We start from the raw sequence: 21,075 nt of genomic DNA, 5'->3' as shown, positions 1-21,075 counted from the left end.
ACTTGGAACAGAGAACCCTGCAGGCAATCGACAGCCCGTTCGGCACGAGGTTGCCACCCATGTCTCAGGTGCAATCTGCTGCCTGTGTGCCCGGGTCGGACAACGAAATGGTAGCCCCAAGTTCGGAACGAAGTTCGAACTCGGAGCCGAACACGCGACGGCGCGGCCGCCCGAATGGGCGCCCCCGCGGAGCCGTCGAACGAAGTGAGATCGGCGCGAGCGAAATAGTGGCGGGCCGCGACCGATAGTGATGAGCACTATGTTTGCGCCATAGCCCTATGATGCCCAGCGCTGAAATCGGGCCGTTGATATTTGCACATGGCCGGCACCTCGCCACATATCAACGGCAGGCAGAGGTTCCGCCATCGAGAAATGGCTGTACAAAAACCAGGAGCGAAAACCAGTTATACGTAACACGAATTTACCATCGACTATTTAAGAACGTTCTCAGCGCAAAAATGCTATTGACATCAAGTTTCTTCTTCAAATTTCTCCAATGAAAATCCGCCGTGTGAGAGCTTATTCCTGTTTCCTTTGAAAATCCAGAAATCGTATTTTCCGGATCGCGCAGATACTCTAACAATTCCCTTTCTCGGAGAGTCAATTCGCTGACCAGGGCACGGTCCTCAATCTTTTTCCGCCCTTCGAACAACGGATCGGCAAAAACCCCCAAGAATTGCTCGGTCCGGCGGCCGATGACATCCTCAGATGCTGTTACGCATGACACCGACAGGTTGATATTACGGTCCCCGCAAACCAGGTCCTGAGCAATCGTATCCCCGAGCCGAGTCGCCTTAGTGAGAAGGCCCACGAGTACTTCCTGGTGCTGTTGTAACTGAAATCGGACAATTGGCTCGATCGAACGAAAGAGGTCGGGCTGGAACTCCGCCAACTGCCGCAGCCTGTTGGTCACCATGTTTGTCGTACCATCTGCCCGGCAGAAAAACGCCGCCATCGGCATGAACGAAATTTCATTCAGACGCACGCCAGCTTGGTGCGACGACAGTCGATGAACTTCGCCAATCTCCCAAGCTCGGCGAAGCGCCGGGAGTACGTCCTCCAGTAGGGCCATCACGTTGTCGCGGACAGCGACATCCGTGCCGTCGAAGAAGATGTTTAGACCGACCCAGTGTCCTTCTGTCTCACCGATCTTGACGACTATCGTGTCGCTAATGCCTTGTGGAGCCAGCCACTCCCAGAACTCGCTCGCCTTCAGACTCACGAGGTCAAGATATTTCGATAGAGGGTATGGATCTATCGGCGGATGTGCTTCCTCGATGGGCGTCCATGGGTCGATTGCAGCGTAGCGCTCGATAAAGCTCTCCACATACTCAAGGTCGAAATTGACGATCAGGGGACTGGAAAGCACCCTTGCCGGTATTCTGAAATTTGCATCGCGATTGGCACGCAGGGCCAGGATACCTTTTGCCGCACCGGTCAGATTCAGAATTTCCTTGATGACCTGCTCCCAGTTCTGGACATCGGGAATGGTGTCGAATACGAACGCATTCAGACGTTGCGACGTTCTTGCAGAGACACGTGCGTTCGTCATACCATGCTTCCCGCGCTCGCAATCTGCATAGGCTTCGTGAGCTTACGACCTTGAAATCCCAGAAAATTACCTATCGCAGCATACCAATCAGCTATATGCGCCTCCCGTAGCGTTCCCGCTCTTCCTCCAGGCCTCTCCCCGGCTGCCCCTGCGAAGTTCATCCAGCACCCCCTCGACAACCACCACTTCATGCATTGTGAAACCACGCACCTCGAATAGTCCGATCTGGTAGAATTCCACCACAAGCACAAAAGGACGGCGAATTTCACGATATGCTCCGAATGACAATAGCCCAGCCACCGCGAACAGAGCAATCGCTGCACCGGGTGCGTTGCTGACCACTACGGTGCCGACACCAACACAGATCACAATCGCAGAACAAAAGCCGAGTAACTCCGCGGAGATACGTTTCTCCACATGCGCAAAAACCACGGAATTGCCCTCGAAAACTCGACCACCGAGGATCATCCGATCCTCGACAATATCAAAGTCTTCCGCACGAATATGCTGCTTCATCCTCGTCAATCAGGGTATGTGATGAATATCATCGGCCTGAAGTCGAAAAAACTCAGATCGGCAATGTTCAGAAGGGCAGGGAATGACCTGTTGATCAGATACACGATCGGATCGCCAATACAGATCATCAGTGAACCAATGAATCGAAACCATAGGCCTAGAAGCGGAATAAAAGCGCCAAAAACCATACCGACGAAATGCAGCACAAGAGCTAGTGGAAGCGCCGCAATTGCCAAAAAGACTGGGTAGGCTAAAACCACATGAACAGGCGCGCCTGGCCCAAGCGAGACGGCAATTGCCCAAATTAGACCGGCAGCAAAACCTCGCGCCACGGTAAGTTTGATCGTCGATCGCCAATGGACCCGACTTAGGTCTGAAAAGCTGAGTTCCCCCGCCATTTTCCCCTCGTGCGTCTGATTTTTAGGTGTGATCTTTGACTTTACCGCTGCCATTGCAGCGACCGCACTTATTGTCGCCTTTCCGCCGGAACATCCTGCGCGGAAATCGCTCCGACGGAAGCGCAATACACGGCGCGGCGAGAACCGCCTGGCCGAACCTTGCTCCCAGAGAAATTAGTTCTCGGATATGGTACCCCATGGCCTCACCTGCCTTCATTTGTAGCTCTCGTCGATCAAAACCAAACGGCCTAGATTGTCGATATGGAGTTCTTCTCTCCGATCACTTCGACATACACCTCGACACGGGATTGATCAGGCGACAACGCCTCCATGTATGCCTCAAGAAGCTGTTTCTCTCTGCCTGCCAAGTGCCCATCGGCCATAGCGATGTCGATCAAGTTGGCCATGAGGGGGTTGACATGCGACCGGTCAACGAATTTAGCCACAAGCGCAATGCACTCGTCGAAATCATGTTTCTTCCAGGCCTTTAGTGCATTGTCCCAAGCGGGTGTCTGGCGGGAACCATCAATCCTCCGTAGAATGGCAATTTCATCGTCGTCAATATCACCATCTGCCGCAATCATTGTGATGCACGCGAGAAGGATGGCCGACTTCGAGTCGAGAGTGGTTTCACCACCGCCAGTCAGCCTATTGAACAAGCCCATTTACACACCCCCCTCTGTCAAATCCTTTGCTGTATTGCCGCTTACCACAACACATATGCGCCTCGTTTGCACCTACGGGGCCGTAGGTGTGAATGCTCCACCGCCTGAAAGGCGGTGGCTTCGGGTTACGGCTCAAAGCCGGATCGGTCCGCTCTTCGGCGGACTCGGTGCGAGATCACGTGACGTTGAAGTCGTCGTGGGGCTCGGGCGGAATCTGGTTCTTGATGTATTCGGCCCACATGTCGTCGATCACATTGCCGCTCGTCACCACCCAATAGCCCCTCTCCCACAGGTGCTGGCCCAAGTAGCGTTTGCGCAATATCCCGAACTCGCTCAGCAGCTTGTGCGAACTGCGCCTTTCAGGTGCTGCACCGCCCGCGGCACCGACAGGCGCGGCGGGATCAACACAGGCATGTGCACATGGTCGCGGTTGATGGACCCAGCGTGAACCACCATCTCATGCGCCCGCGCCGTCGCGCAGCAATTCCTGACAACGATTTCCAACGTCGCCGCCGAGCACCGCGTAACGATACTTCGTCACCCAAACCAGATGGTACTTGTGTCCCAAACGGTGTGAATGCCACGTTTGTGGGCTTCCATCTAGCCAATCTACACCGGAACCGCCGCGATCCCAGCCGCCTAAAGGCGTGGGGTTTACAGATCCCCTATCGGAGAACCTAAATGTGGGCGTTATTACTACTTCCCTATTCGTTTCCGTTAACTATAGGTAACAGCAAGGAAAGAAGTGAGTCAGTAAGCGGAATTGAGACATACCGTTCAAGCCATAACCACTGACCGTTAGCATTATTCTCCAAAAACACAAATTTGTTGGATTCATCTACAACAAAATCCAGAGCGGAAAACACTAAACCTTGACGACGAACGAATTCCTGTATTAGCTGCGAAAGAGAATCTGGGATATCTATTGAACGGTAACGTAAAAACGATGGGTCTGTTTGTCGTACATCTATTTCGATGCTATTATCGCCAGAATATACCATTTCTACTGCAAATACCCTTTCCCCAAATACAACAACTCGAACGTCACTTGTTTTTTCAATCTTCTCTTGAATAAGTATTGGACAAACTTCAATATTTCTCCTATATTTTTTTACGTCTTCAATATCCAGTTCCCTGGTGAACATTGGGAATATATGTCCATCTAGATATACGCTCGGCTCATCAAGGCTTTTTGTAATGCAAGAGCCAATATTGTTGATAAAGCTGACGGCCCTGAATGAATCATTGGTTATTAATGTACGCGGCATCGGTAAGCCGATTCTCGAAGCCAATTCGATTTGCTGGAGTTTATTTCTTGCGCGATGCAATGCGGGAAGAGGGTTTATCCAGCGAGCTGAGTCGTGAGTGGAAAAATACAACCCCCGTAGAAATGCAGTCCATTGCTTGTCCAAGTACTCCTTTGTGTAGCTATCATGCTCTCCCGAAAGATGAAACGTCTTTGGCCGGCGAAACCAAACTGAAGCACATTCGGACGAAATAAATGAACGTCCGGAATCAATCAATTTTATTGAAAAAGCGGAACCATCAAATGCCGATATGCAATTCTGCGCAAAGTCTTCCGTATTGATGCGCACGACCAAATGTTCGCGACCAAGTGCATTCAGTCTGCGTATGACATGGTCGGCATGCGCATCATCGCGCGATGTGACAATCAGCATCTTCCGCATGAGCAACCAAAATCGAAACGGAATCCTTGAAATCGCCTAGCAATTCGTGGGTGAATGGCACCCGCGCCGTTGGCATGAAGGATTTTCTTGTCCGCCCACAATTGCGCAGTCGCGTCGTTCTGAATATCAGAAAATCCAAGCGCTTTGGCGATCTTGGAAACAGACAGGTTGTCATTCATGACTTCAGCCATCAACGTGCCACGCCAAATTGAAAAATAGTGCACAACTGCCGCGTAGCCTAAGAGAATCCCACACCCTACGGGGAGCCGGGAAACCGCCCGAGGGTCACAACGGCGGAACCTCGAGCATTCAATTTAAAATTGAAGAACCCGAGCGGGACGCGTCGCCTTTCGACAACGTGGCGACGCACGCCGTCAGCGCCTTGACACATTTCACTTGCCCATTTGGAACTTTCAATTGGAGATCGACCGAAGAAATAGAACTTCGCATTTTCCGACCGGCAGAAATTGTGAAAATACGGTATGTCGTTGTTGTTCGGGCATCTAATTATCGTGCAGGGCAGTTTAGTCACTCCCTGTATCGTCGCTGCTCTCGTCGCCATCTTTATTTATAATTCCAGTAGACTCAACGGAACTCCGGGTGGTCGGAGACGTGCTTCCTATCATCTCAAGGTTGGAGATCTGAGAAGCCGGGTCATATTCCCAAGACGCGGGGTAAAAGTCGCCGATTCGAACTGGTTGCTGGTTCTTGACGCCGATTAGTCCAAATGGAAGTGTCATTTCCTTCATCTCCTTTTAGCCACGCCAACAATCAAAGTATTGCGTATTTCCAATGTTCAGAGCACCTACGGGTCCGTAGGGTCCAGCGTAATTTTTCACCCCGAATCCGTCCCAACCATCGCTCTCTCCCACTCCGGGCGGCACCCGCATTCCGGCAGGGCTGTAAGCGTCAGGGTGCCGGTCGCGCGATGGGTGTCGATCACCTCCATGACCTGCTGGTCGCACTTTCCGCAGTTCTGGGCTATGGCCACTGGCGGCGGAAAATCATCGAAGCCACCGACGGACAGTGGCCATCCGTTGTCCCTTGCCTCCGCTATCAGTTCCAAGATCGTCCACAGCCATGGCGGACGGAACGCATCCTGACGATAGAGCGTCTCCAACTGGCCGCCCGGCGGCACGAAGGCGCAGGAAAGGGCGATTTCATCGATACCCAGGTCGGCGAGGAAGGCGATTGTCCGCTTTGCGTCGAGATAGGCGTCACGCGCGGACAGTCCCGGAGCGCCGAGAAAAACATAGACAAATGTGCGGATGCCGTGGCGCTGCAAGTTCTCGATCGCGGCAAGAAAGCTCTTGCGCCCGATATACTTTTTCAGGACGTCGTTGCGCACATGATCGTCGATGCTTTCAAGCCCGATGCCGACCATGAGCCTTTTTTCGCCTATTGCGTCCAGCGCTTCATCCAGCATGTCATCGCGCACGAATTCCGGGCGGCTTTCGACCATCAGTTCGCTTGCCGTCGGGTGTTCCGCAAAGCGTTGGTAAAGATGTTTCCGGGCGGTCGAGGGAATTTCATGGTCTGTGAGAAAGGAGCCGCCGTTGAAGAGGGTGATGTTTTCAACGCCCTGGCTGCCGTCCAGCGCCGTGTCGATCATTTCGACGTAATCGGCCTGCGCGACGCGCCATGGAGAAAAATGATCCTCATGACCTTCGCCCAGAACCGCCAGCCGCGTTCCGGCCGGAAGGCGGCAGAAGGTGCAACACGCACCCCGCGTCTTGAGCCATGGCACGCAGCCCTGCCCGGGATGAGCATGAGCTTTCGCTTGACCGGCCGACCCAGGGCAGGAGCATAGCGTGTTTCGATGAAAGAGCCGAATAGAGTGCCGTTTGCCGTGTAATGTTCCATGATGTCCTCCGTGATGGAGGGAGAACATCAGCAGAAATCCAAGCGCGGATCGCCCTTGCCGCTTATGGGTGATACCTGCTTCGCATGAGGTATCACCTTGTTAAAACAGGAGATAATTTATCCTTCTACCTTCGCCTCGCTGAAGGCATCGGCAAAATCGCGACTGTTTTCAAGTGTCGGAGGCGCCTTGATGACCAGCCCTCGGAACCGGCAGGCATCCTCAGTGCAACCGATCCAGCGTCCACCGAGGATCTCGGTCTCGACGAAATCGCACATCTCGAAGCGGCAGTCGATGAAGTGGCATTCGTTCAGTTCTGCCTGCTCGAAGATACACCGATTGAATGTCACCTTCTCGAAAACACAGCCTTCCATCATGCTGCTTGAAAAATCGCTTGCCGCAAAGGTTCTGTCCTTGAAGTGGCAGTCCGTGAACAGGGCACGGTGACACTTGCAGTTCACGATATCGAAATCGCCCACTTCAACAAATCCCACACCCTCAAGCAGGCATCCTATGAACTCGACGTCATCGAGGCGGCATTGGGAAAAAGAGGCTTCGTTTAGAGTGGTCGCCCAGAACTCGGCGCCCAGAAGATCACAGCGCTGAAAGGCAAAAGCGGCAAGGGTCAGGTCGCTGAAATCCTGATCCCGGAAATCCCAGCTGTCCAGCGACTGGCCAATGAAGTCTAGGCCTCTTGCATAGGCGTTGACCGAAAAGAGTTCCTCACGCGTCGCGGGCGGGCTAACCACAGCAAGGAATTTTCGGACATCGAGACCTTTGGGGGACAAAGGGGCGAATTTGTGCAATCCCGTCGTGCGCCGCTTGTTCCAGACGGCGAAGAGAGCGCGGGCAGCCTGTCGTGCAGACGCGGTTGGGCGCTCCAGCAGGCACGCGAGCGCCTCGGCAAAGCGATCATCCGGGATGTCGGCCAGACAGAGGCTTTCGGGAGGAAAGAGCTTGACCAGTTCCGTGGCCTGCCCGCCGACCTGTCTCGCCGGACCAGAGTCATATTTGGTCGCCTTGAGATTGAGTCGTCCGGCCTCATCTTGGAGAAATTCAAGAATGTCGATGTCCTGCTCGCCCTGGCCCGCAAGATCGATCCAGACCGAAAGGCGTGGGTCATCGGGCGAAAAGGGCGCCGGATTCTTGAACAGATCCAGCGCTCGCTCGAACAGCGTGGAGGCAACAAGAAAATCGGAAAAGCTCTTGTGCGTGAACTCATAGGCCACATCGCCGGCCGAATCCAATCCCGTTATGCCGAAATAGAAGATGGAGAGCAGCCCCAGGCGCGGGGCATCTAGGGCGGTGTCCTTGTCCGTGAGCGCCTGGATGACCCGATCCGCCTCTCGCCTCAAAGCCAGGCTTTCGGCGACGCGCAAGAAGTCCTTGACCGTCGCGCCGCGACCGCCCCCTTTTTTCCACGCGGCAAGGGCAAGGCAGCCGAGCACTTTTTCGAAATCACCACGCTCCGGGATACCCCCTTGCGAGAACGGACGCTCCATTGCTCCGGGACGACGGTGGACGGGATAGCGGATGGACCAGATGACGCGCTGGTAGATGTCGTTGCGATCGAGGTGCCGGACGGACGTGTCGAAGACACGATCGTAGTCGGGAAAGCCTCCCTGGGGCAGGTACTTGTTCAACTTGGCCGCCTCGGCATCCCCCAGCCGCAGAACCAGGTAGAGCAGCAGAGGTTCCCATGTCAGTTCGCCAATGTCGTGGCGCTTCGATTCCGAGATGATATGCGGCCGGTGCGGATATGGCGCCCCAAATTTCATCGCCGTGTATTTGGTAAGGAACTCGAACCGCCGATCGAACCAATAGTCGATTTTATGGTCAGTATCCTCGTACTCGGCTCTCTGCGCCGGATACAATTGCAATCCATTGTGTTTCGGCACGGCCATACCGACCATCTCGAAACGGCGGGCGACTTCGAGAAGGGAAGGATCTATGGCTGCGAACGCATGTGGACGTCCGGAGATGATGACGATGACAGGCTTCATACGTTCTGCTGACGCAAGGCTCCAGAGAGCTCCGGCCACATCGTGTATCATCTGCTGCTGGGAGCCTTGCGCGGCAATTTCGTCCAGCCCGTCGCACAAGATCACGAGACGGTCATAACCCGAACTGTCCAGTTTACCGAACAGATCGAGATGCGTGGTGTTCTGCAGGAGCCCCGGCACATCCCGTCCCGAAAGCGGAAAGCCTCCGCGCGTGTCGGGAATGCCGCGAAGACGGCTGAGCGGCAGGAACACGAACGCTGTGTTGTCAGCTCCCACCCGCGCAATCATCTTTGCGATCTCAAGCCGCAGGAGAGATGATTTTCCCGATCCCGGTCCTCCAGTGATGAGCAGTGGAGCCTCCGCTTTCCCGGCTATGTGTTTTTCCAAAAGCGCAGCCGGTCGGACGAACCCTGAAGCGGGATCATCGAACCGGATCGAACGGTCATCGTCATCGCGATGGGGCATGACCGACAGTTCCACATAAACGTCATCCAGCGAAAACGGGTCGGCATGCGCGGAACCGCCGCTACCGAACAACGGCTGCTCGATCTGGGACAGCAGGAATTCGTGATGGCAGCGAAACTGAAGCGTTTCGACGAGGTCCTGACAGGATGGACCAAGGTGCTGCCGAATATGCGGCAAATATGCCGTCAGACCGTGGAGAAGCTCGGCATGGAAGGCGCGGCGATACTCAAGGGTCGACGCTTCCTTTTCCATCTCGATCTCCGCATGCCGCAGGAAGGCACGATAGCGCGAGAAGCCGTACTGCTTTTCAGGGAAATGCAATTGCGCGGGCCGATACCCGGTGAACTGAGAATCTCACGAAGGTGCCGTTTCCAATTCGGCTCTTCGATCTCACCGATCCGATCATGCCGGATTGTCGCGCGTGCCGCAGCTTTAACCAAGGTGTTGAACATGAGCGCGCAGCCCAGATGTCCGGCGCCGGGAGAAATAGGCACAAGGGTGCCGTCTTCCAGCATTCTCTCGCACCTCCAGCCGAGCGCGTCACGCGAATAGGACACTCCCACGCGCCCTTCCAGCAGCGCATTACGTTCCCGACGGAGGATTGGAAGAATATCCGACGGCTCGAAACCTTCGGGATGAATAAGCGGTATCAATCGCGCTCGATGGTCAGTCTCTCCTATCCTCTTGAGAATTTTTTCTCGATCAAGAGCGGCGGTGTAGGCGTCCTTCCATTCGCGTGTCCCGAAGCGGGCTCGATCCTCGGCAAAGAAGACTTGGAAGAAATATCGCCGCGGACCGTCCTCGGTCGGCAGAGGGCCACCCGCGCTGAACCACCCTTCGATCGTCGATTTGTTCGGAATTTCAGGGGGCGAAGTTTTGGACAGGCGCTCGGGAGAGCAAGCGCTGAGAAACTGATCGACCGACCAAGGTTGCGCATCGCCGGGCGATGCATAATTTTCCTTCCCGACGCCGAAATCCTTCATCAGCAAAATGATCTGTTTGGGGCTCATGGTCTCGATTCCGTCCGGCAGCAGAATTTTGACAGGCTTCAAAGTCGATTTATTTTCCCCATTCATATCAACACGTTTCCGCCCGTCATTCTGGTCATCCCCCGGTAGCGCCAAGCATACATTCTACCCCGATTGCTTTCATTGAAAGGCTCCAGATGAAAAGGAGCCGGAAAATGAAAGTCCGAAAACTTCAAACTACCGATCTCGATTGCGTGATCAAGATCGAGCAGACCGCCTGGGGTGTTAACGCGGCATCCGCCGAGATGATCGCCTCGCGCGCCCGCAATTTCGGAGAAGGCAGCATAGTGGTTCTGGAGGGAGAACGCGTCGTCGGCTATGCCGCCGCCCAACTGACCGAGCACCTGTCGACCGGAAGCTGGAGCGAACAGACCGATGGCGGGTTGATCACCAGGACGCACATGCCTGCGGGACGGCTGGCCTATGGCGTGTCCATGTCAGCGCTACCCGGTGTCGGTGGCAAGGGCGTCGCATGGCATGTCATCACCCATTACGCAAGGATTTTCCTCGAAACTGGACGCTGCGACAGTATGTGTGTTGGCAGCCGACTGCCAGGCTTTGCCCGATGGTCGGCCACGCCGGGCAACAGCGGTACGCTTTCGGATTATCTCCGTTCCGGCACCGATGCCCGCCCCCGAGATCCCGAACTCCGGCTTTACACCGCAAACGGGTTCCAGATACTGTGGGGTCTTCCTGATTATTACCCCGATCCCAAAAGCCTTGACGCGGGTGCAATGCTGCTTCGTCGGGAATGAGTGCGGCCACACAAGAGCGCGTGGGGACTTTTGCTGGGAAACGAAACCCTCGCGAAGTCCCCAAGCCCCTCTGCCGCCCCATGCTCTTGCTCTGGAGCGTTTGATTATTCCATGAGTGCAGCGGGGCAAGAGTTCTCTGTGGCGTGCTATCTGCGATACTGATTATGTATCGCGCTGTCAGCCCTTCTCGAACGCCTCTCTTCCCTTTTCGGCCCATAGCGCCCGCGCCCGTTCACCGTCCTCGCTGTTGAGCTTGTCGGCCATCCAGATCAGCGCGCCGAGGATGGTGGCGCGGTCATCGCCGGTCAGGTCCACGATGCCTGCCTTGACGATGAGGCCGCCAAGTTCGATCAGGTGTTTTGTGCGCTTGCGGCGCTCGACCTGCCATGTCCGCATATCATGCCGCGCCCGTGCTGCCTGATGCCGGTTGCGCGCTGCCCGGTTGCGTTGGAATGCCGCCAGCGTTGCGGTCAGATGCCGAAGCAGATCGCCGCGTCCGTCCCTGAAAGAACGCCGCCCCGCGCTTTACCCACGCCTCCCTCTTTCCGGTGTCCTTGGTTTCGGCCAACGCGACCAGCGCCCCGGCCAGTTCGTCGGCGCTGAGGTTGTCCGCCCCGGTGGCGATCACCAGTTCGCCGAGCTGCTGCACCTTACGGGCTTTCAGTTTCTTGGCTTTGTCTTCGAGCGCCTTCAGTTCCGCATCGAAGTCCCGTGGCTTGCGCATCATCACCTCCATAAGCTGTTGATGGAGCGATGATAGTTGCGCAGGCGGCTGAACGCAGTATTGTTGTCGGGACAGTCTGGCACGGCCCGGTCCATCCCGAGATTTTTTCGAGGGAGAGCGCGCTTATACGTCGTTCCGACGTGCGCTTGGCCGTGCCAATGCTTGATCGCGATGGCGATCTATCATCTTCACGTCAAGGTCATTGGCCGCAAGGCCGGGTCGAGCTCGGTGGCATCCGCCGCCTACCGTTCGGCCTCGCGGTTGCGCGACGAGCGCATCGACCGCGTGCAGGACTTTTCCAACAAGCGCGGCGTCGTCCATTCCGAGGTACTGCTGCCGGAGAACGCGCCCGATGTGTGGGAGGATCGCGAACGGCTCTGGAACGATGTCGAGGCGTTCGAGGTCAGGAAGGGTGCCCAGCTTGCCCGCGAGGTGGAGTTCGCCATTCCGCGCGAGATGACGGAGCGCCAAGGCATCGAGCTTGCCCGCGACTTCGCGCAGTCGGAATTTGTCGATCAGGGCATGATCGCCGATCTCAACGTGCATTGGGACATCGGTGAAGACGGCATGCCCAAGCCCCATGCCCACGTCGTGCTCACCATGCGCGAAGTCAGCGAGGACGGATTCGGCAAGAAGGTGCGGGACTGGAACCGCACGAAGATGGTGGAGCGCTGGCGCGAACGCTGGGCCGAACACGTCAACGAGCGGCTGGCCGAACTCGACATTGACGCGAGGATTGACCATCGCAGCCTTGAGGCGCAGGGGGGCGGGCTCGAACCGCAAAGCCAGATCGGCGCACCCGCACAGCGGATTGAGAGCGAAGGGATCGAGATCACCGACCGCGCGGAAATGCACCGCGAGATCGCACGCAACAACGGCGCGCGCATCATCGCCGATCCATCGGTGATGCTGGACGCGATCACGCAGCAGCAATCGACCTTCACGCGGCACGACATGGCGATGTTCGCGCACCGGCACAGCGACGGCATCGGCCAGTTCGACGAGGTCATGGGCGCGATGCGCGGCTCGCCCAACCTGGTCGAATTGGGCAAGGACGGACGCGGCGAGGATCGGTTCACCACCCGCGATATGATCGAGGCCGAACAGCGCTTGCACCGCGCGGCGGAATTGATGGCGGAGCGGCAACGCCATGAGGTGAATGAAGCCGACAGAGAGGCCGCACTTGCGGGCGCCGAACAGCGCGGCCTTGTCCTTTCCGACGAGCAGGCCGATGCGCTGGCGCATGTCACGGACGGGCGCGATCTTGGCATCGTCGTTGGCTACGCCGGAACGGGAAAGAGCGCCATGCTGGGCGTAGCGCGTGAGGCATGGGAGGCGGGAGGCTACGAGGTTCGCGGCGTTGCCCTGTCCGGTATCGCGGCGGAGAATCTGGAAGGCGGATCGGGCATTGCGTCGCGCACCATCGCCAGCATGGAACATGGCTGGGGGCAGGGCCGCGACATGCTCACGTCACGCGACGTTTTGGTGATCGACGAGGCGGGCATGGTCGGCACGCGCCAGTTGGAGCGCGTGCTGTCCCATGCCGCCGAGGCTGGCGCAAAAGTGGTGCTGGTCGGCGATCCGCAGCAGCTCCAATCCATCGAGGCGGGCGCTGCGTTCCGGTCAATCCATGAGCGTCATGGCGGTGCGGAGATCGGCGAGGTTCGCCGCCAGCGCGAAGACTGGCAGCGTGACGCCACCCGCGATCTGGCGACCGACAGGACTGGCGCGGCGATCCACGCCTATGACGCGCACGACATGGTGCATTCCGCTGAAACACGGGAACAGGCGCGCGGCGATCTGATCGAGCGATGGGACCGCGAGCGGCAGAGCGCACCGGACAGCAGCCGGATCATCCTCACCCAAACCAATGCCGAGGTGCGAGAGTTGAACGAAGCCGCCCGCGACAGGATGCGGGCGGCTGGCGATCTGGGTGAGGGCGTGCGCGTCACGGTCGAACGGGGCGAACGCAGCTTTGCCGCCGGGGATCGCGTCATGTTTCTGCAAAACGAACGCGGGCTTGGCGTGAAGAACGGCACGCTGGGGACCATCGAGCAGTTCAGCACGCAGAGCATGAGCGTGAAAACCGACGATGGCCGCTCTATCGCATTCGACCTGAAAGACTACGACCGCATCGACCACGGCTATGCCGCGACCATCCACAAGGCGCAGGGCATGACGGTGGATCGCACCCATGTGCTCGCGACGCCGGGACTGGACGCCCACGGCAGCTATGTTGCCCTGTCCCGTCATCGTGACGGCATGGACCTGCATTACGGCCGCGACGACTTCGCCAGCCAGGATAGACTGGTCCGTACCCTGTCGCGGGACCGGGCCAAAGACATGGCGTCCGACTACGAACAGCAGCTTGACCCGGCTCAGGATTATGCCGAGCGGCGCGGTATCAGATTCCGCGCCCGCATCGCCGAGATCATGCGCAAGCTCGTGCCGGAACGGGTGCGCGATGCCGTCGATGATCTGATCGATGGGCTGCGCCAGCCTACGATGCGGTGTCTGGGCGCGTCGCCAAGACAGGAGAGCGGCAGACGGAGATCGACCCCGATGAAGCCTTGCGCCGCGCCCGCAGGCAGGCGCTTGTCCGCCATGCTCGCGCCTCCAATGCGATACTTGAAGCCAAGCATCAGGGCCTCGCACCTTCAGATGAGCAGCGGCACGAGCTTGGCGCCGCGCGGCGTGCTTTCGAGGACGTCCGCCCACACGGCTGGCAGGATGCGGAAGCGGCTTACAGCAAGGACAATAGCCTTGCCCGTGAAGCTGGCTCCGGCAGGATCAGCCGCGCCGTCCGCGCGCTCTACCAGGAAACCGAGCTGCGCATGGAACGTGACGAGCTTGCCCGGCGTGCTAACGGCTTTGTCGAGCGCTGGCAGAAGCTCGACAAAGCCGTTGAACAGAAATATGCGGAGGGAGATTATTCCGGCTATCACGCTGCGCGCAATGAGATGGGCAATATGGCGAAGAGTCTTGAGCGCGATCCGCAACTGGAATCCCTGCTCGAAAACCGCAAGCGCGAACTCGGCATCGATCTCGAATCAGGCCGCAGCCTTGGCCGGGCGCTCGCCTTCTCCCACGGACTCGACCTCGGCAGAGGTCGGGGCATCGGACTGTAGGGCCATCCTATTTGCCGCCGATTCTATCCGGTAGCACTACGGCGACTAAATACTTCTTGCACAACGATAAATCGTCTCTCTGTCTGGTCTCTGCAATCGTCAGAAACAACCAACAGGAGGCAGCGCAACCATGCCCCATCCAGACCGTATCGTCCGTATGAAAACCGTCCTCGCCCGCACCGGCCTGTCCCGCTCCACCCTCTACCGCAAGATCGCCGAGGGCACATTTCCCGCTCAGCTCAGGATCAGCACCAACGGCGCGGGATGGCGAGAATCCGACATCAACCGTTGGGTTTCCGATCCCGTCAGGTGGCGGCCGGAAGGTGAAGCCGATGGAGCGCGGTAAGGCCGACAAGCCTGTCGATCCAACGCGCGACCAGGCCGATGATGACAACGGGGACGAAGTGTCCCGCTCCCGGCGCGCCAATAGACCGCCCCCGGCATCGGAGCGGCTTGAGGAACTGCTGGGCTACCCGTGGCCGTTCCCCGGAAGACCGCCCAGGCACGACCTCAGCACCTGGACCGTCACTGACGACTGGCCCGATCCCATTCCGATCACAGAGGACGAGATGGAGGTGTTCGAGCGCTGGTTCGGCGATCTGTTCGATGAACTCTTTGGCTCATCCGATCCTTGATAAATCCGGCATTATGCCGTATATAATCAGGAAAGGAGATCAGCCATGCCTAGACCCGCAAGTGAAATCGAAACCGCCCGCCTTGAGGCGCGCGTTCCCGTCCATGTCTATGAGCAGATGCAGCGCGCGGCCAGGCTGCGCGGCATGACGCTGACCGGCTATCTCATCGCCACGGCAGGCGAGGAAGCTCGCCGCACGGTTGAGGAAGCCGATGTTCTGCGTTTGGCGACCGAGGATCAGGTGCGCTTTGCCAAGGCGCTGATTGACCCGCCCGCGCCAAATGCCCGTCTGAAGCGCGCGGCGAAGCGCCATGCTGAGCTGATCGCGCCCCGGTGAGTGCAAGGTTCGCGATAGAGGCGCTGACTAAGGCCCACCAGCGCAAGACGTTCTCGTGCGGCAACGAGCGGATAGACCGCTATTTCCGCGAGACGGTCACGCAGGACATCAAGCGCCGATACGCGACCTGTTTCGTTGCCCGAGACCTTGAGGCCGACCTGATCGCGGGTTTCTACACGCTGTCATCGAGCAACGTCCCGTTGACCGCCGTGCCCGAGCCGCTGGCAAGCCGGTTGCCACGTTACCCGACCGTTCCGGCAGTGCTTATCGGCTGGCTTGGGCGTGATCAGTCCTATGCCGGGTTTGGCCTCGGCGAGGCGCTGCTGTTCGACGCGATCAAGACCGTCGCCGAAGCGCCGATAGGCGCTCACGCCATATTCGCCGACGCCATCGACGCGAAGGCCGCAGCCTTTTACGCAGCCTTCGGCTTCACGCCGCTGACTGATCGGCCCAATACCCTCTATCTGCCTGTTGCGACGGCACAGCGCCTTTTGTCGGGAGAAACGCCATGACAACTTCAAGCGATGGCAAATCTCAGCCTCGGGTGATGCTGCGCGCCGCCCTTTGCCTGCGCGTTTCGACGGCGCAGCAGGCTGAGCATGATGTCTCCATTCCCGACCAGAAACGGCAGGGCGAAGCCTATTGCGAGGCGCGCGGCCTGCAACTGGTCGAGACCTTCATCGAACCCGGTGCATCGGCGACGAATGACCGCCGCCCCGAGTTCCAGCGCATGATCGAGGCAGGCACCAGCAAGCCCGCACCCTTCGATGTCGTCGTGGTGCATTCGTTCAGCCGCTTCTTCCGCGATCACTTCGAGCTTGAGTTCTATGTCAGGAAGCTGGCGAAAAACGGCGTGAAGCTGGTTTCGATCACGCAGGAAATGGGGGATGACCCCATGCACGTCATGATGCGGCAGATCATGGCGCTCTTCGATGAATACCAGTCCAAGGAAAACGCCAAGCACGTCATGCGCGCCTTGAAGGAGGACGCCCGCCAAGGCTTCTGGAACGGTTCGCTTCCTCCTAACGGCTATCGCACCGTTGCCGCCGAGCAGCGTGGGGCGAAGGTCAAGAAGAAGCTGGAAATCGATCCGCTCCACGCCGACACGGTGCGACTGATCTATCGCCTTGCCCTGGAGGGCGACGGCACCACCGGCCAGATGAGCGTCACGAACATCGTTTCCTATCTCAACAGCCGCCGCATCTTCACGCAGGATGGCGGGCGTTGGGGCATCGGACAGGTTCACCGCATCCTGACCCGCCGCACCTATATGGGCGAGCACGAGTTCAACAAGCGAACCAAGAGCAAGGAACTCAAGCCCAAGACGGAGGTCGTCGTCGTGCCGGTCCCGCCGATCATCGACAAGGAGACGTTCGACGCAGTTCAGAAGCTGCATAAGGCCCGTAACCCCAAGGTCATGCCTTCGCGCGTTATCAGCGGCCCGACAATGCTGACCGGGCTGATCCATTGCGCCAAGTGCGGCGGGGCCATGACCATCCGCACCGGCAAGGGCGGGCGCTATCGCTATTACGCCTGCTCAATGAAGGCCCGGCAGGGGCCGACCACGTGCGGCGGCATGGCCGTGCCGATGGAGAAGCTGGACAATCTGGTTGTCGATCATCTTGAGAAGCAGTTGCTCCAGCCCGAACGGCTCGAAACCATTCTTGCCGCCACGCTCGACCGCCGAGAAGAACACGTCGAGCGACGCCGCGACCATATCGCCGAGTTGAACAAGCGCTCCGCCGAATCGGAATTGCGCCTGAAACGCCTCTATGACGCTATCGAGGCAGGCGTTGCCGATATGGCCGACCCGGCGCTGAAAGACCGCATCGACGGCCTCAAGGCCATCCGCGATCAGGCCAAGGCCGACGCCGACCGGGCGCAGGCGATGCTTCAGAACTCAGGGCAGAAGGCGGTGACGCCGCAGATGCTGCGCAAGTTCGCTGCGACCGCCCGCGAGCGTATCCGGCTGGAAAGCGGCGGCTATCGCCGCGACCACCTGCGCGCGCTCGCCCAGCGCGTCGAGGTCGCCGAGGGCGAGGTTCGTATCATGGGGTCGAAGTCCCGGCTGCTACAGACACTGGTGGCGAATAATGGCGTAAACTCAGTGCCCACTCAGGGACTGAAGTGGCGGAGAGGGTGGGATTCGAACCCACGAGACGCTTGCACGCCTGCTGGTTTTCAAGACCAGTGCCTTCAACCACTCGGCCACCCCTCCGCGCGCGCCTGAGCGCGGCGCCGCTCACGTTTGTGACGACCGCCGGGCGTTGTCAAGTCGTGCGGCGGCGCCGTCGGTGATTTCCCGATCGCGGTGCCGGGCGTGAGACGGGCTGAGGCTGATGCGCGCGATATTCATCCGCTCGGCACGCGTCCAGCGGCCGGCTGTGGCGCACGGGTGACAGCCTGTGGAGAATCAACATCCGGGTTCTCGACGCCCACTTAGCGCTCGGTTAAGACATACAGGCTATTGTCGTTTCGAACTGGCGGACACCGTCGGTCCACTGCGCCAATCGCATGGTGCGCCCAACATCCCGAGACGGCCGCAGGGCCGGATCGGGCGGTCTCGAAGCGAGACGGGCGCGCACCATTGATGCTGTGAGGCAGCATCCTGTCCGGGTTCGGTTGAACGCGGATGCTCTGCGGGGGGCGAACTTGAAGTCGGTGACACATGTTGCCGCTTGATTGGTATCGCATCGCTTGCTACTCGGGGGCTGTCGCCGTCGATGGTGCGATGCGGCAGTGAGCCGACAAAAAGTATCGAGTATGACCGCATGACAGACGCGACAGAGTGGGAGCCGGTTGTTTCCGGCGCCAATTCCGTTTCCAAAATCGTTCGTTCGGAAGGCGCGGTTTCGTCGTTCCGGAAAGCCGCCGGATGCGCCGCAATCGTTGCGGCGAGCATTCTGCTGGCCTCTTGTGCTTCGTCGCCGAAGGTGGCGAAGAACAAGTTCGACCCCAAGAAATATGGTGTCTCGGGCAGCCCGCGCATGGTCGCGGAAGGCAAACCCGTGCCCAAGGGCGGCGGCCGCTACATCGTCGGCAAGCCGTACAAGATCGCCGGCAAGTGGTACAAGCCAAGCCTCGATCCCGATTACGACAAGGTCGGCCGGGCCTCCTGGTACGGCAAGACGTTTCATGGCCGGCAGACCGCCAACGGCGAAGTCTTCGACATGAACGCGCTGACCGCGGCGCATACGACCATGCCGCTGCCGTCCTATGCCCGGGTCACCAACACCCGCAACGGCCGTTCGGTCGTCGTCCGGGTGAATGACCGCGGGCCCTTCCACGGCAATCGAGAGATCGATCTGTCCAAGCGCGTCGCCGAACTTCTCGATTTCAAGCAACACGGCACGGCGAATGTCCGCGTGCAATACGTCGGCAAGGCGCGTCTGGACGGGCACGACGGCGAATACCTGATGGCGTCCTATCGCGGCCCCGGCAGCAGCGACACGATGTTCGCCCAGGCAGATCCGCGGATCATCGGCCCCGCGCCGGTGCCGGCATCACGGCCCTACATTGCCGACACGGATCTGGTGCAGGTGGCGTTCGATCCGGCTGTCGCCTTCGAGGCGCCGTCGACGAGGCTCGCCTACGCAGCGGAGCCGCAACCGATGCACGATGCGCGTGGATTTGTTTCGCGCACCCAGCAGACCGCATTCCCGGCGACGATCCAGGGCGGCGAACAGACGCTGGGCTATCTTCCGGTGTCGGCCACCAGCGGATCGTCTCGTCCGGCCGCGCTTTCGCTGTTCACGGCGGAGCGCCGTATCGATACGGCCTATACCGTGCTTGAAGGCGCAATTCCCGGAGGCGTCGCGCTCGGCGCTCTTGCCCGGGTGAAGTAGGCCTGATCGATCGGTACCGGCGAACGGGCCTGACGCTCCACCATGAGCGCCGGGCGTATGCCGCGGATGCCAGCTAATCGGGACAACCCGACGGCCGCCCCGTGATCGAGCAGCGCGGTTCGCTTCCGCGCCGTCGTCTCAGCGACGGGACGCGAACGGCCTCCCATGCCCCCAATATCTCCAGAACCCACCCAATTGGCCGCAGCGCGCTTGAAGCGCCGCGTTCGGCCCGCTACATCTTGACACGGGATTCGGGAGACCTTCATGCGACATCGCAGCACTGCCTGGCGCATCATGCACACGGCCGGTCGCCGGCTGAGCTCCTTCGGGATGGCGTTTCTGATCGGATCCATGGCAGCGCTGGCGGCGGACCCGGAAGTCGCGGGCATCGAGACCAAGGCGCGCAACGCCGTACTCATCGACGTGACCACCCGGACGATGCTTTTCGAGAAGGCGCCCGATGAGAGCATTCCCCCTGCCTCGATGGTCAAGCTGATGACACTCGCGGTGCTCTTCAAGGCGATCGCCGACGGGGAGGTAACGCTTGAAACCACGTTTCCGATTTCGGAACACGCATGGCGGACGGGTGGCGCGCCGTCACGGACCTCCACGATGTTCGCGGAACTCGGCTCCGAGGTCCGTGTGGAGGATCTGATCCGGGGCATCGCCGTTCAATCGGCCAATGATGCCTGCATCGCGGTGGCCGAAGGGATGGCAGGGTCGGAATCCGCTTTCGCAGCGCGGATGGACGCTCTGGGCAAGGAGATCGGCCTCAAGAACTCCCGGTTCGGCAATCCCACCGGCCTTCCGGATGAAAAGACGCGGATGAGCGTTGCCGATCTGGCGGCGGTGGCGCTGTATCTCATCGATACGTATCCGCAGTTCTATCCGATCTTCTCCGAGACGGAATTTACCTGGAACAATATTCTGCAGCGCAACCGCAACCCGCTGTTTGGCAAGGATATTGGCGCAGACGGGCTGAAAACCGGCTACACGGAGGCCGCGGGCTACGGAATCGTCGCCTCCGCCGTGCGTGATGGCCGCAGGCTGCTGCTGGTCATTGCCGGCCTCGAAAGCCCATCGGATCGTGAAGACGAGGCGTTGCGGTTGCTGCGGGTTGGCTTTGACGAGTTTGAGGACGTCACCTTGTTCGACATGGGCGAAGAGGTTTCCTCCGCGCGGGTCTACGGCGGCAGCCAGCGCTACGTGCCCCTGGTCGCCAAACGGGCGGTGATGTCAGCCATGCCGCTGGAAGGCCGCGAGGCTTATCGCATGCGGATGGTCTACAACGGGCCGGTGGAGGCGCCTGTGCGGCAAGGACAGCGGATCGGGGCGCTGCATCTGTACAATGACAAGCGGCTGGTGCAGCGAACGCCGCTGTTCGCGGCCGAAGAGGTGGGCGTCGGGCAACTGCACCAGCGCGCCCGCGACGCGGCGGGCCAGCTGCTGTTCGGCTGGTGGTAACGATGACGGCCA

The 21,075-nt window shown here is 59.1% G+C and carries 19 protein-coding genes, 1 tRNA gene and 2 pseudogenes; 9 read left to right on the top strand and 13 right to left on the bottom strand.

Annotated features, from left to right (window positions below):
* Positions 1-421 precede the first annotated feature (421 nt).
* The 10 genes and pseudogenes from D1F64_RS12225 to D1F64_RS23355 form a co-directional block, all read right to left on the bottom strand.
* Entirely contained in the window at positions 422-1,552 is a 1,131-nt protein-coding gene (locus tag D1F64_RS12225) for a helix-turn-helix transcriptional regulator (protein WP_117412677.1), read from the bottom strand.
* An 87-nt stretch (positions 1,553-1,639) separates the two neighbouring features.
* Positions 1,640-2,068, bottom strand: a complete 429-nt coding sequence (locus D1F64_RS12220; protein ID WP_117412676.1) for a hypothetical protein — start codon at positions 2,066-2,068, stop codon at positions 1,640-1,642.
* Between the two features lie 5 nt (positions 2,069-2,073).
* Positions 2,074-2,520: a hypothetical protein gene (locus D1F64_RS23370; protein WP_162901506.1), complete on the bottom strand. Its 447-nt coding sequence runs from the start codon at positions 2,518-2,520 to the stop codon at positions 2,074-2,076.
* A gap of 194 nt (positions 2,521-2,714) precedes the next feature.
* A complete protein-coding gene (locus tag D1F64_RS12215) occupies positions 2,715-3,131 on the bottom strand; it encodes a TerB family tellurite resistance protein (RefSeq protein WP_117412675.1) in 417 nt (138 codons plus the stop codon).
* A gap of 175 nt (positions 3,132-3,306) precedes the next feature.
* A pseudogene (gene tnpA, locus D1F64_RS12210) lies at positions 3,307-3,651 on the bottom strand (IS200/IS605 family transposase).
* 184 nt (positions 3,652-3,835) lie between these two features.
* Positions 3,836-4,810 carry an MvdC/MvdD family ATP grasp protein gene (locus D1F64_RS23365; protein ID WP_162901505.1) on the bottom strand — a complete coding sequence of 325 codons (975 nt, stop codon included), beginning with the start codon at positions 4,808-4,810 and terminating at the stop codon, positions 3,836-3,838.
* Positions 4,804-5,010 carry a hypothetical protein gene (locus tag D1F64_RS23360; RefSeq protein WP_162901504.1) on the bottom strand — a complete coding sequence of 69 codons (207 nt, stop codon included), beginning with the start codon at positions 5,008-5,010 and terminating at the stop codon, positions 4,804-4,806. The genes D1F64_RS23365 and D1F64_RS23360 overlap by 7 nt, the downstream gene beginning before the upstream one ends.
* A gap of 644 nt (positions 5,011-5,654) precedes the next feature.
* A complete protein-coding gene (locus tag D1F64_RS12205) occupies positions 5,655-6,566 on the bottom strand; it encodes a radical SAM protein (protein WP_117412674.1) in 912 nt (303 codons plus the stop codon).
* A 233-nt stretch (positions 6,567-6,799) separates the two neighbouring features.
* Positions 6,800-9,400, bottom strand: coding sequence for a pentapeptide repeat-containing protein (locus D1F64_RS12200; protein ID WP_162901503.1), 2,601 nt, complete (start codon positions 9,398-9,400; stop codon positions 6,800-6,802).
* On the bottom strand, positions 9,334-10,272 hold the full coding sequence (locus tag D1F64_RS23355) for a hypothetical protein (protein WP_162901502.1): 939 nt from the start codon (positions 10,270-10,272) through the stop codon (positions 9,334-9,336). The genes D1F64_RS12200 and D1F64_RS23355 overlap by 67 nt, the downstream gene beginning before the upstream one ends.
* 59 nt (positions 10,273-10,331) lie before the next feature.
* Between D1F64_RS23355 and D1F64_RS12190 the strand changes: the two genes are divergently transcribed.
* On the top strand, positions 10,332-10,931 hold the full coding sequence (locus D1F64_RS12190; protein WP_162901501.1) for a GNAT family N-acetyltransferase: 600 nt from the start codon (positions 10,332-10,334) through the stop codon (positions 10,929-10,931).
* 177 nt (positions 10,932-11,108) lie between these two features.
* Here D1F64_RS12190 and D1F64_RS12185 read toward each other — a convergent pair whose 3' ends face one another.
* Both D1F64_RS12185 and D1F64_RS12180 read right to left on the bottom strand, forming a co-directional pair.
* Positions 11,109-11,327, bottom strand: a complete 219-nt coding sequence (locus D1F64_RS12185) for a conjugal transfer protein TraD (protein WP_117412670.1) — start codon at positions 11,325-11,327, stop codon at positions 11,109-11,111.
* A 1-nt stretch (position 11,328) separates the two neighbouring features.
* Positions 11,329-11,655 (bottom strand): conjugal transfer protein TraD, encoded by a 327-nt coding sequence (locus tag D1F64_RS12180; protein WP_205470792.1) that lies wholly within the window; start codon positions 11,653-11,655, stop codon positions 11,329-11,331.
* A 171-nt stretch (positions 11,656-11,826) separates the two neighbouring features.
* Here D1F64_RS12180 and traA point away from each other — a divergent pair, with 171 nt between their 5' ends.
* The 6 genes and pseudogenes from traA to D1F64_RS12150 all read left to right on the top strand — a co-directional run.
* A complete protein-coding gene (traA, locus tag D1F64_RS12175; RefSeq protein WP_248304440.1) occupies positions 11,827-14,817 on the top strand; it encodes a Ti-type conjugative transfer relaxase TraA in 2,991 nt (996 codons plus the stop codon).
* Positions 14,818-14,913: 96 nt separating this feature from the next.
* A complete protein-coding gene (locus tag D1F64_RS12170) occupies positions 14,914-15,129 on the top strand; it encodes an AlpA family phage regulatory protein (protein WP_117412668.1) in 216 nt (71 codons plus the stop codon).
* A complete protein-coding gene (locus D1F64_RS12165; protein WP_248304439.1) occupies positions 15,116-15,418 on the top strand; it encodes a hypothetical protein in 303 nt (100 codons plus the stop codon). The genes D1F64_RS12170 and D1F64_RS12165 overlap by 14 nt, the downstream gene beginning before the upstream one ends.
* Before the next feature lie 45 nt (positions 15,419-15,463).
* Positions 15,464-15,754, top strand: a complete 291-nt coding sequence (locus D1F64_RS12160; protein WP_117412667.1) for a DUF1778 domain-containing protein — start codon at positions 15,464-15,466, stop codon at positions 15,752-15,754.
* Positions 15,751-16,266 carry a GNAT family N-acetyltransferase gene (locus D1F64_RS12155; protein WP_117412666.1) on the top strand — a complete coding sequence of 172 codons (516 nt, stop codon included), beginning with the start codon at positions 15,751-15,753 and terminating at the stop codon, positions 16,264-16,266. The genes D1F64_RS12160 and D1F64_RS12155 overlap by 4 nt, the downstream gene beginning before the upstream one ends.
* A 35-nt stretch (positions 16,267-16,301) precedes the next feature.
* A pseudogene (locus tag D1F64_RS12150) lies at positions 16,302-17,912 on the top strand (recombinase family protein); the annotation flags it as partial.
* On the opposite strand, the gene D1F64_RS12145 reads toward D1F64_RS12150, so the two are convergent.
* Positions 17,883-17,972, bottom strand: a tRNA-Ser gene (locus tag D1F64_RS12145). The pseudogene D1F64_RS12150 and the gene D1F64_RS12145 sit on opposite strands and share 30 nt — an antisense overlap.
* 553 nt (positions 17,973-18,525) lie before the next feature.
* On the opposite strand from D1F64_RS12145, the gene D1F64_RS12140 reads away from it, so the two are divergent.
* Together D1F64_RS12140 and D1F64_RS12135 are read left to right on the top strand one after the other, a co-directional pair.
* Positions 18,526-19,599, top strand: coding sequence for a septal ring lytic transglycosylase RlpA family protein (locus D1F64_RS12140; protein ID WP_117414572.1), 1,074 nt, complete (start codon positions 18,526-18,528; stop codon positions 19,597-19,599).
* A gap of 264 nt (positions 19,600-19,863) precedes the next feature.
* Positions 19,864-21,063 (top strand): D-alanyl-D-alanine carboxypeptidase family protein, encoded by a 1,200-nt coding sequence (locus D1F64_RS12135; protein WP_248304438.1) that lies wholly within the window; start codon positions 19,864-19,866, stop codon positions 21,061-21,063.
* Positions 21,064-21,075 lie beyond the last annotated feature (12 nt).

Origin of the sequence: Breoghania sp. L-A4, assembly GCF_003432385.1 — a bacterium.
In the GTDB taxonomy this organism is placed as follows: Bacteria; Pseudomonadota; Alphaproteobacteria; order Rhizobiales; family Stappiaceae; genus Breoghania.
The sequence above is the reverse complement of the archived record's forward strand: the minus strand, read 5'-3'. Positions and strand labels throughout refer to the sequence as shown.

Excerpts from the sequence above, each read along its gene's own strand:
- D1F64_RS12215 (WP_117412675.1), bottom strand. The coding sequence starts at position 3,131 with ATGGGCTTGTTCAATAGGCTGACTGGCGGTGGTGAAACCACTCTCGAC.
- D1F64_RS23365 (WP_162901505.1), bottom strand. The coding sequence starts at position 4,810 with ATGCTGATTGTCACATCGCGCGATGATGCGCATGCCGACCATGTCATA.
- D1F64_RS12225 (WP_117412677.1), bottom strand. The coding sequence starts at position 1,552 with ATGACGAACGCACGTGTCTCTGCAAGAACGTCGCAACGTCTGAATGCG.
- D1F64_RS12140 (WP_117414572.1), top strand. The coding sequence starts at position 18,526 with ATGACAGACGCGACAGAGTGGGAGCCGGTTGTTTCCGGCGCCAATTCC.
- D1F64_RS23370 (WP_162901506.1), bottom strand. The coding sequence starts at position 2,520 with ATGGCAGCGGTAAAGTCAAAGATCACACCTAAAAATCAGACGCACGAG.
- D1F64_RS12170 (WP_117412668.1), top strand. The coding sequence starts at position 14,914 with ATGCCCCATCCAGACCGTATCGTCCGTATGAAAACCGTCCTCGCCCGC.
- D1F64_RS12200 (WP_162901503.1), bottom strand. The coding sequence starts at position 9,400 with ATGGAAAAGGAAGCGTCGACCCTTGAGTATCGCCGCGCCTTCCATGCC.
- D1F64_RS12220 (WP_117412676.1), bottom strand. The coding sequence starts at position 2,068 with ATGAAGCAGCATATTCGTGCGGAAGACTTTGATATTGTCGAGGATCGG.
- D1F64_RS12165 (WP_248304439.1), top strand. The coding sequence starts at position 15,116 with ATGGAGCGCGGTAAGGCCGACAAGCCTGTCGATCCAACGCGCGACCAG.
- D1F64_RS23360 (WP_162901504.1), bottom strand. The coding sequence starts at position 5,010 with ATGGCTGAAGTCATGAATGACAACCTGTCTGTTTCCAAGATCGCCAAA.
- D1F64_RS12135 (WP_248304438.1), top strand. The coding sequence starts at position 19,864 with ATGCGACATCGCAGCACTGCCTGGCGCATCATGCACACGGCCGGTCGC.
- D1F64_RS12185 (WP_117412670.1), bottom strand. The coding sequence starts at position 11,327 with ATGCGGACATGGCAGGTCGAGCGCCGCAAGCGCACAAAACACCTGATC.
- traA (WP_248304440.1), top strand. The coding sequence starts at position 11,827 with ATGGCGATCTATCATCTTCACGTCAAGGTCATTGGCCGCAAGGCCGGG.
- D1F64_RS12160 (WP_117412667.1), top strand. The coding sequence starts at position 15,464 with ATGCCTAGACCCGCAAGTGAAATCGAAACCGCCCGCCTTGAGGCGCGC.
- D1F64_RS12190 (WP_162901501.1), top strand. The coding sequence starts at position 10,332 with ATGAAAGTCCGAAAACTTCAAACTACCGATCTCGATTGCGTGATCAAG.
- D1F64_RS12180 (WP_205470792.1), bottom strand. The coding sequence starts at position 11,655 with ATGCGCAAGCCACGGGACTTCGATGCGGAACTGAAGGCGCTCGAAGAC.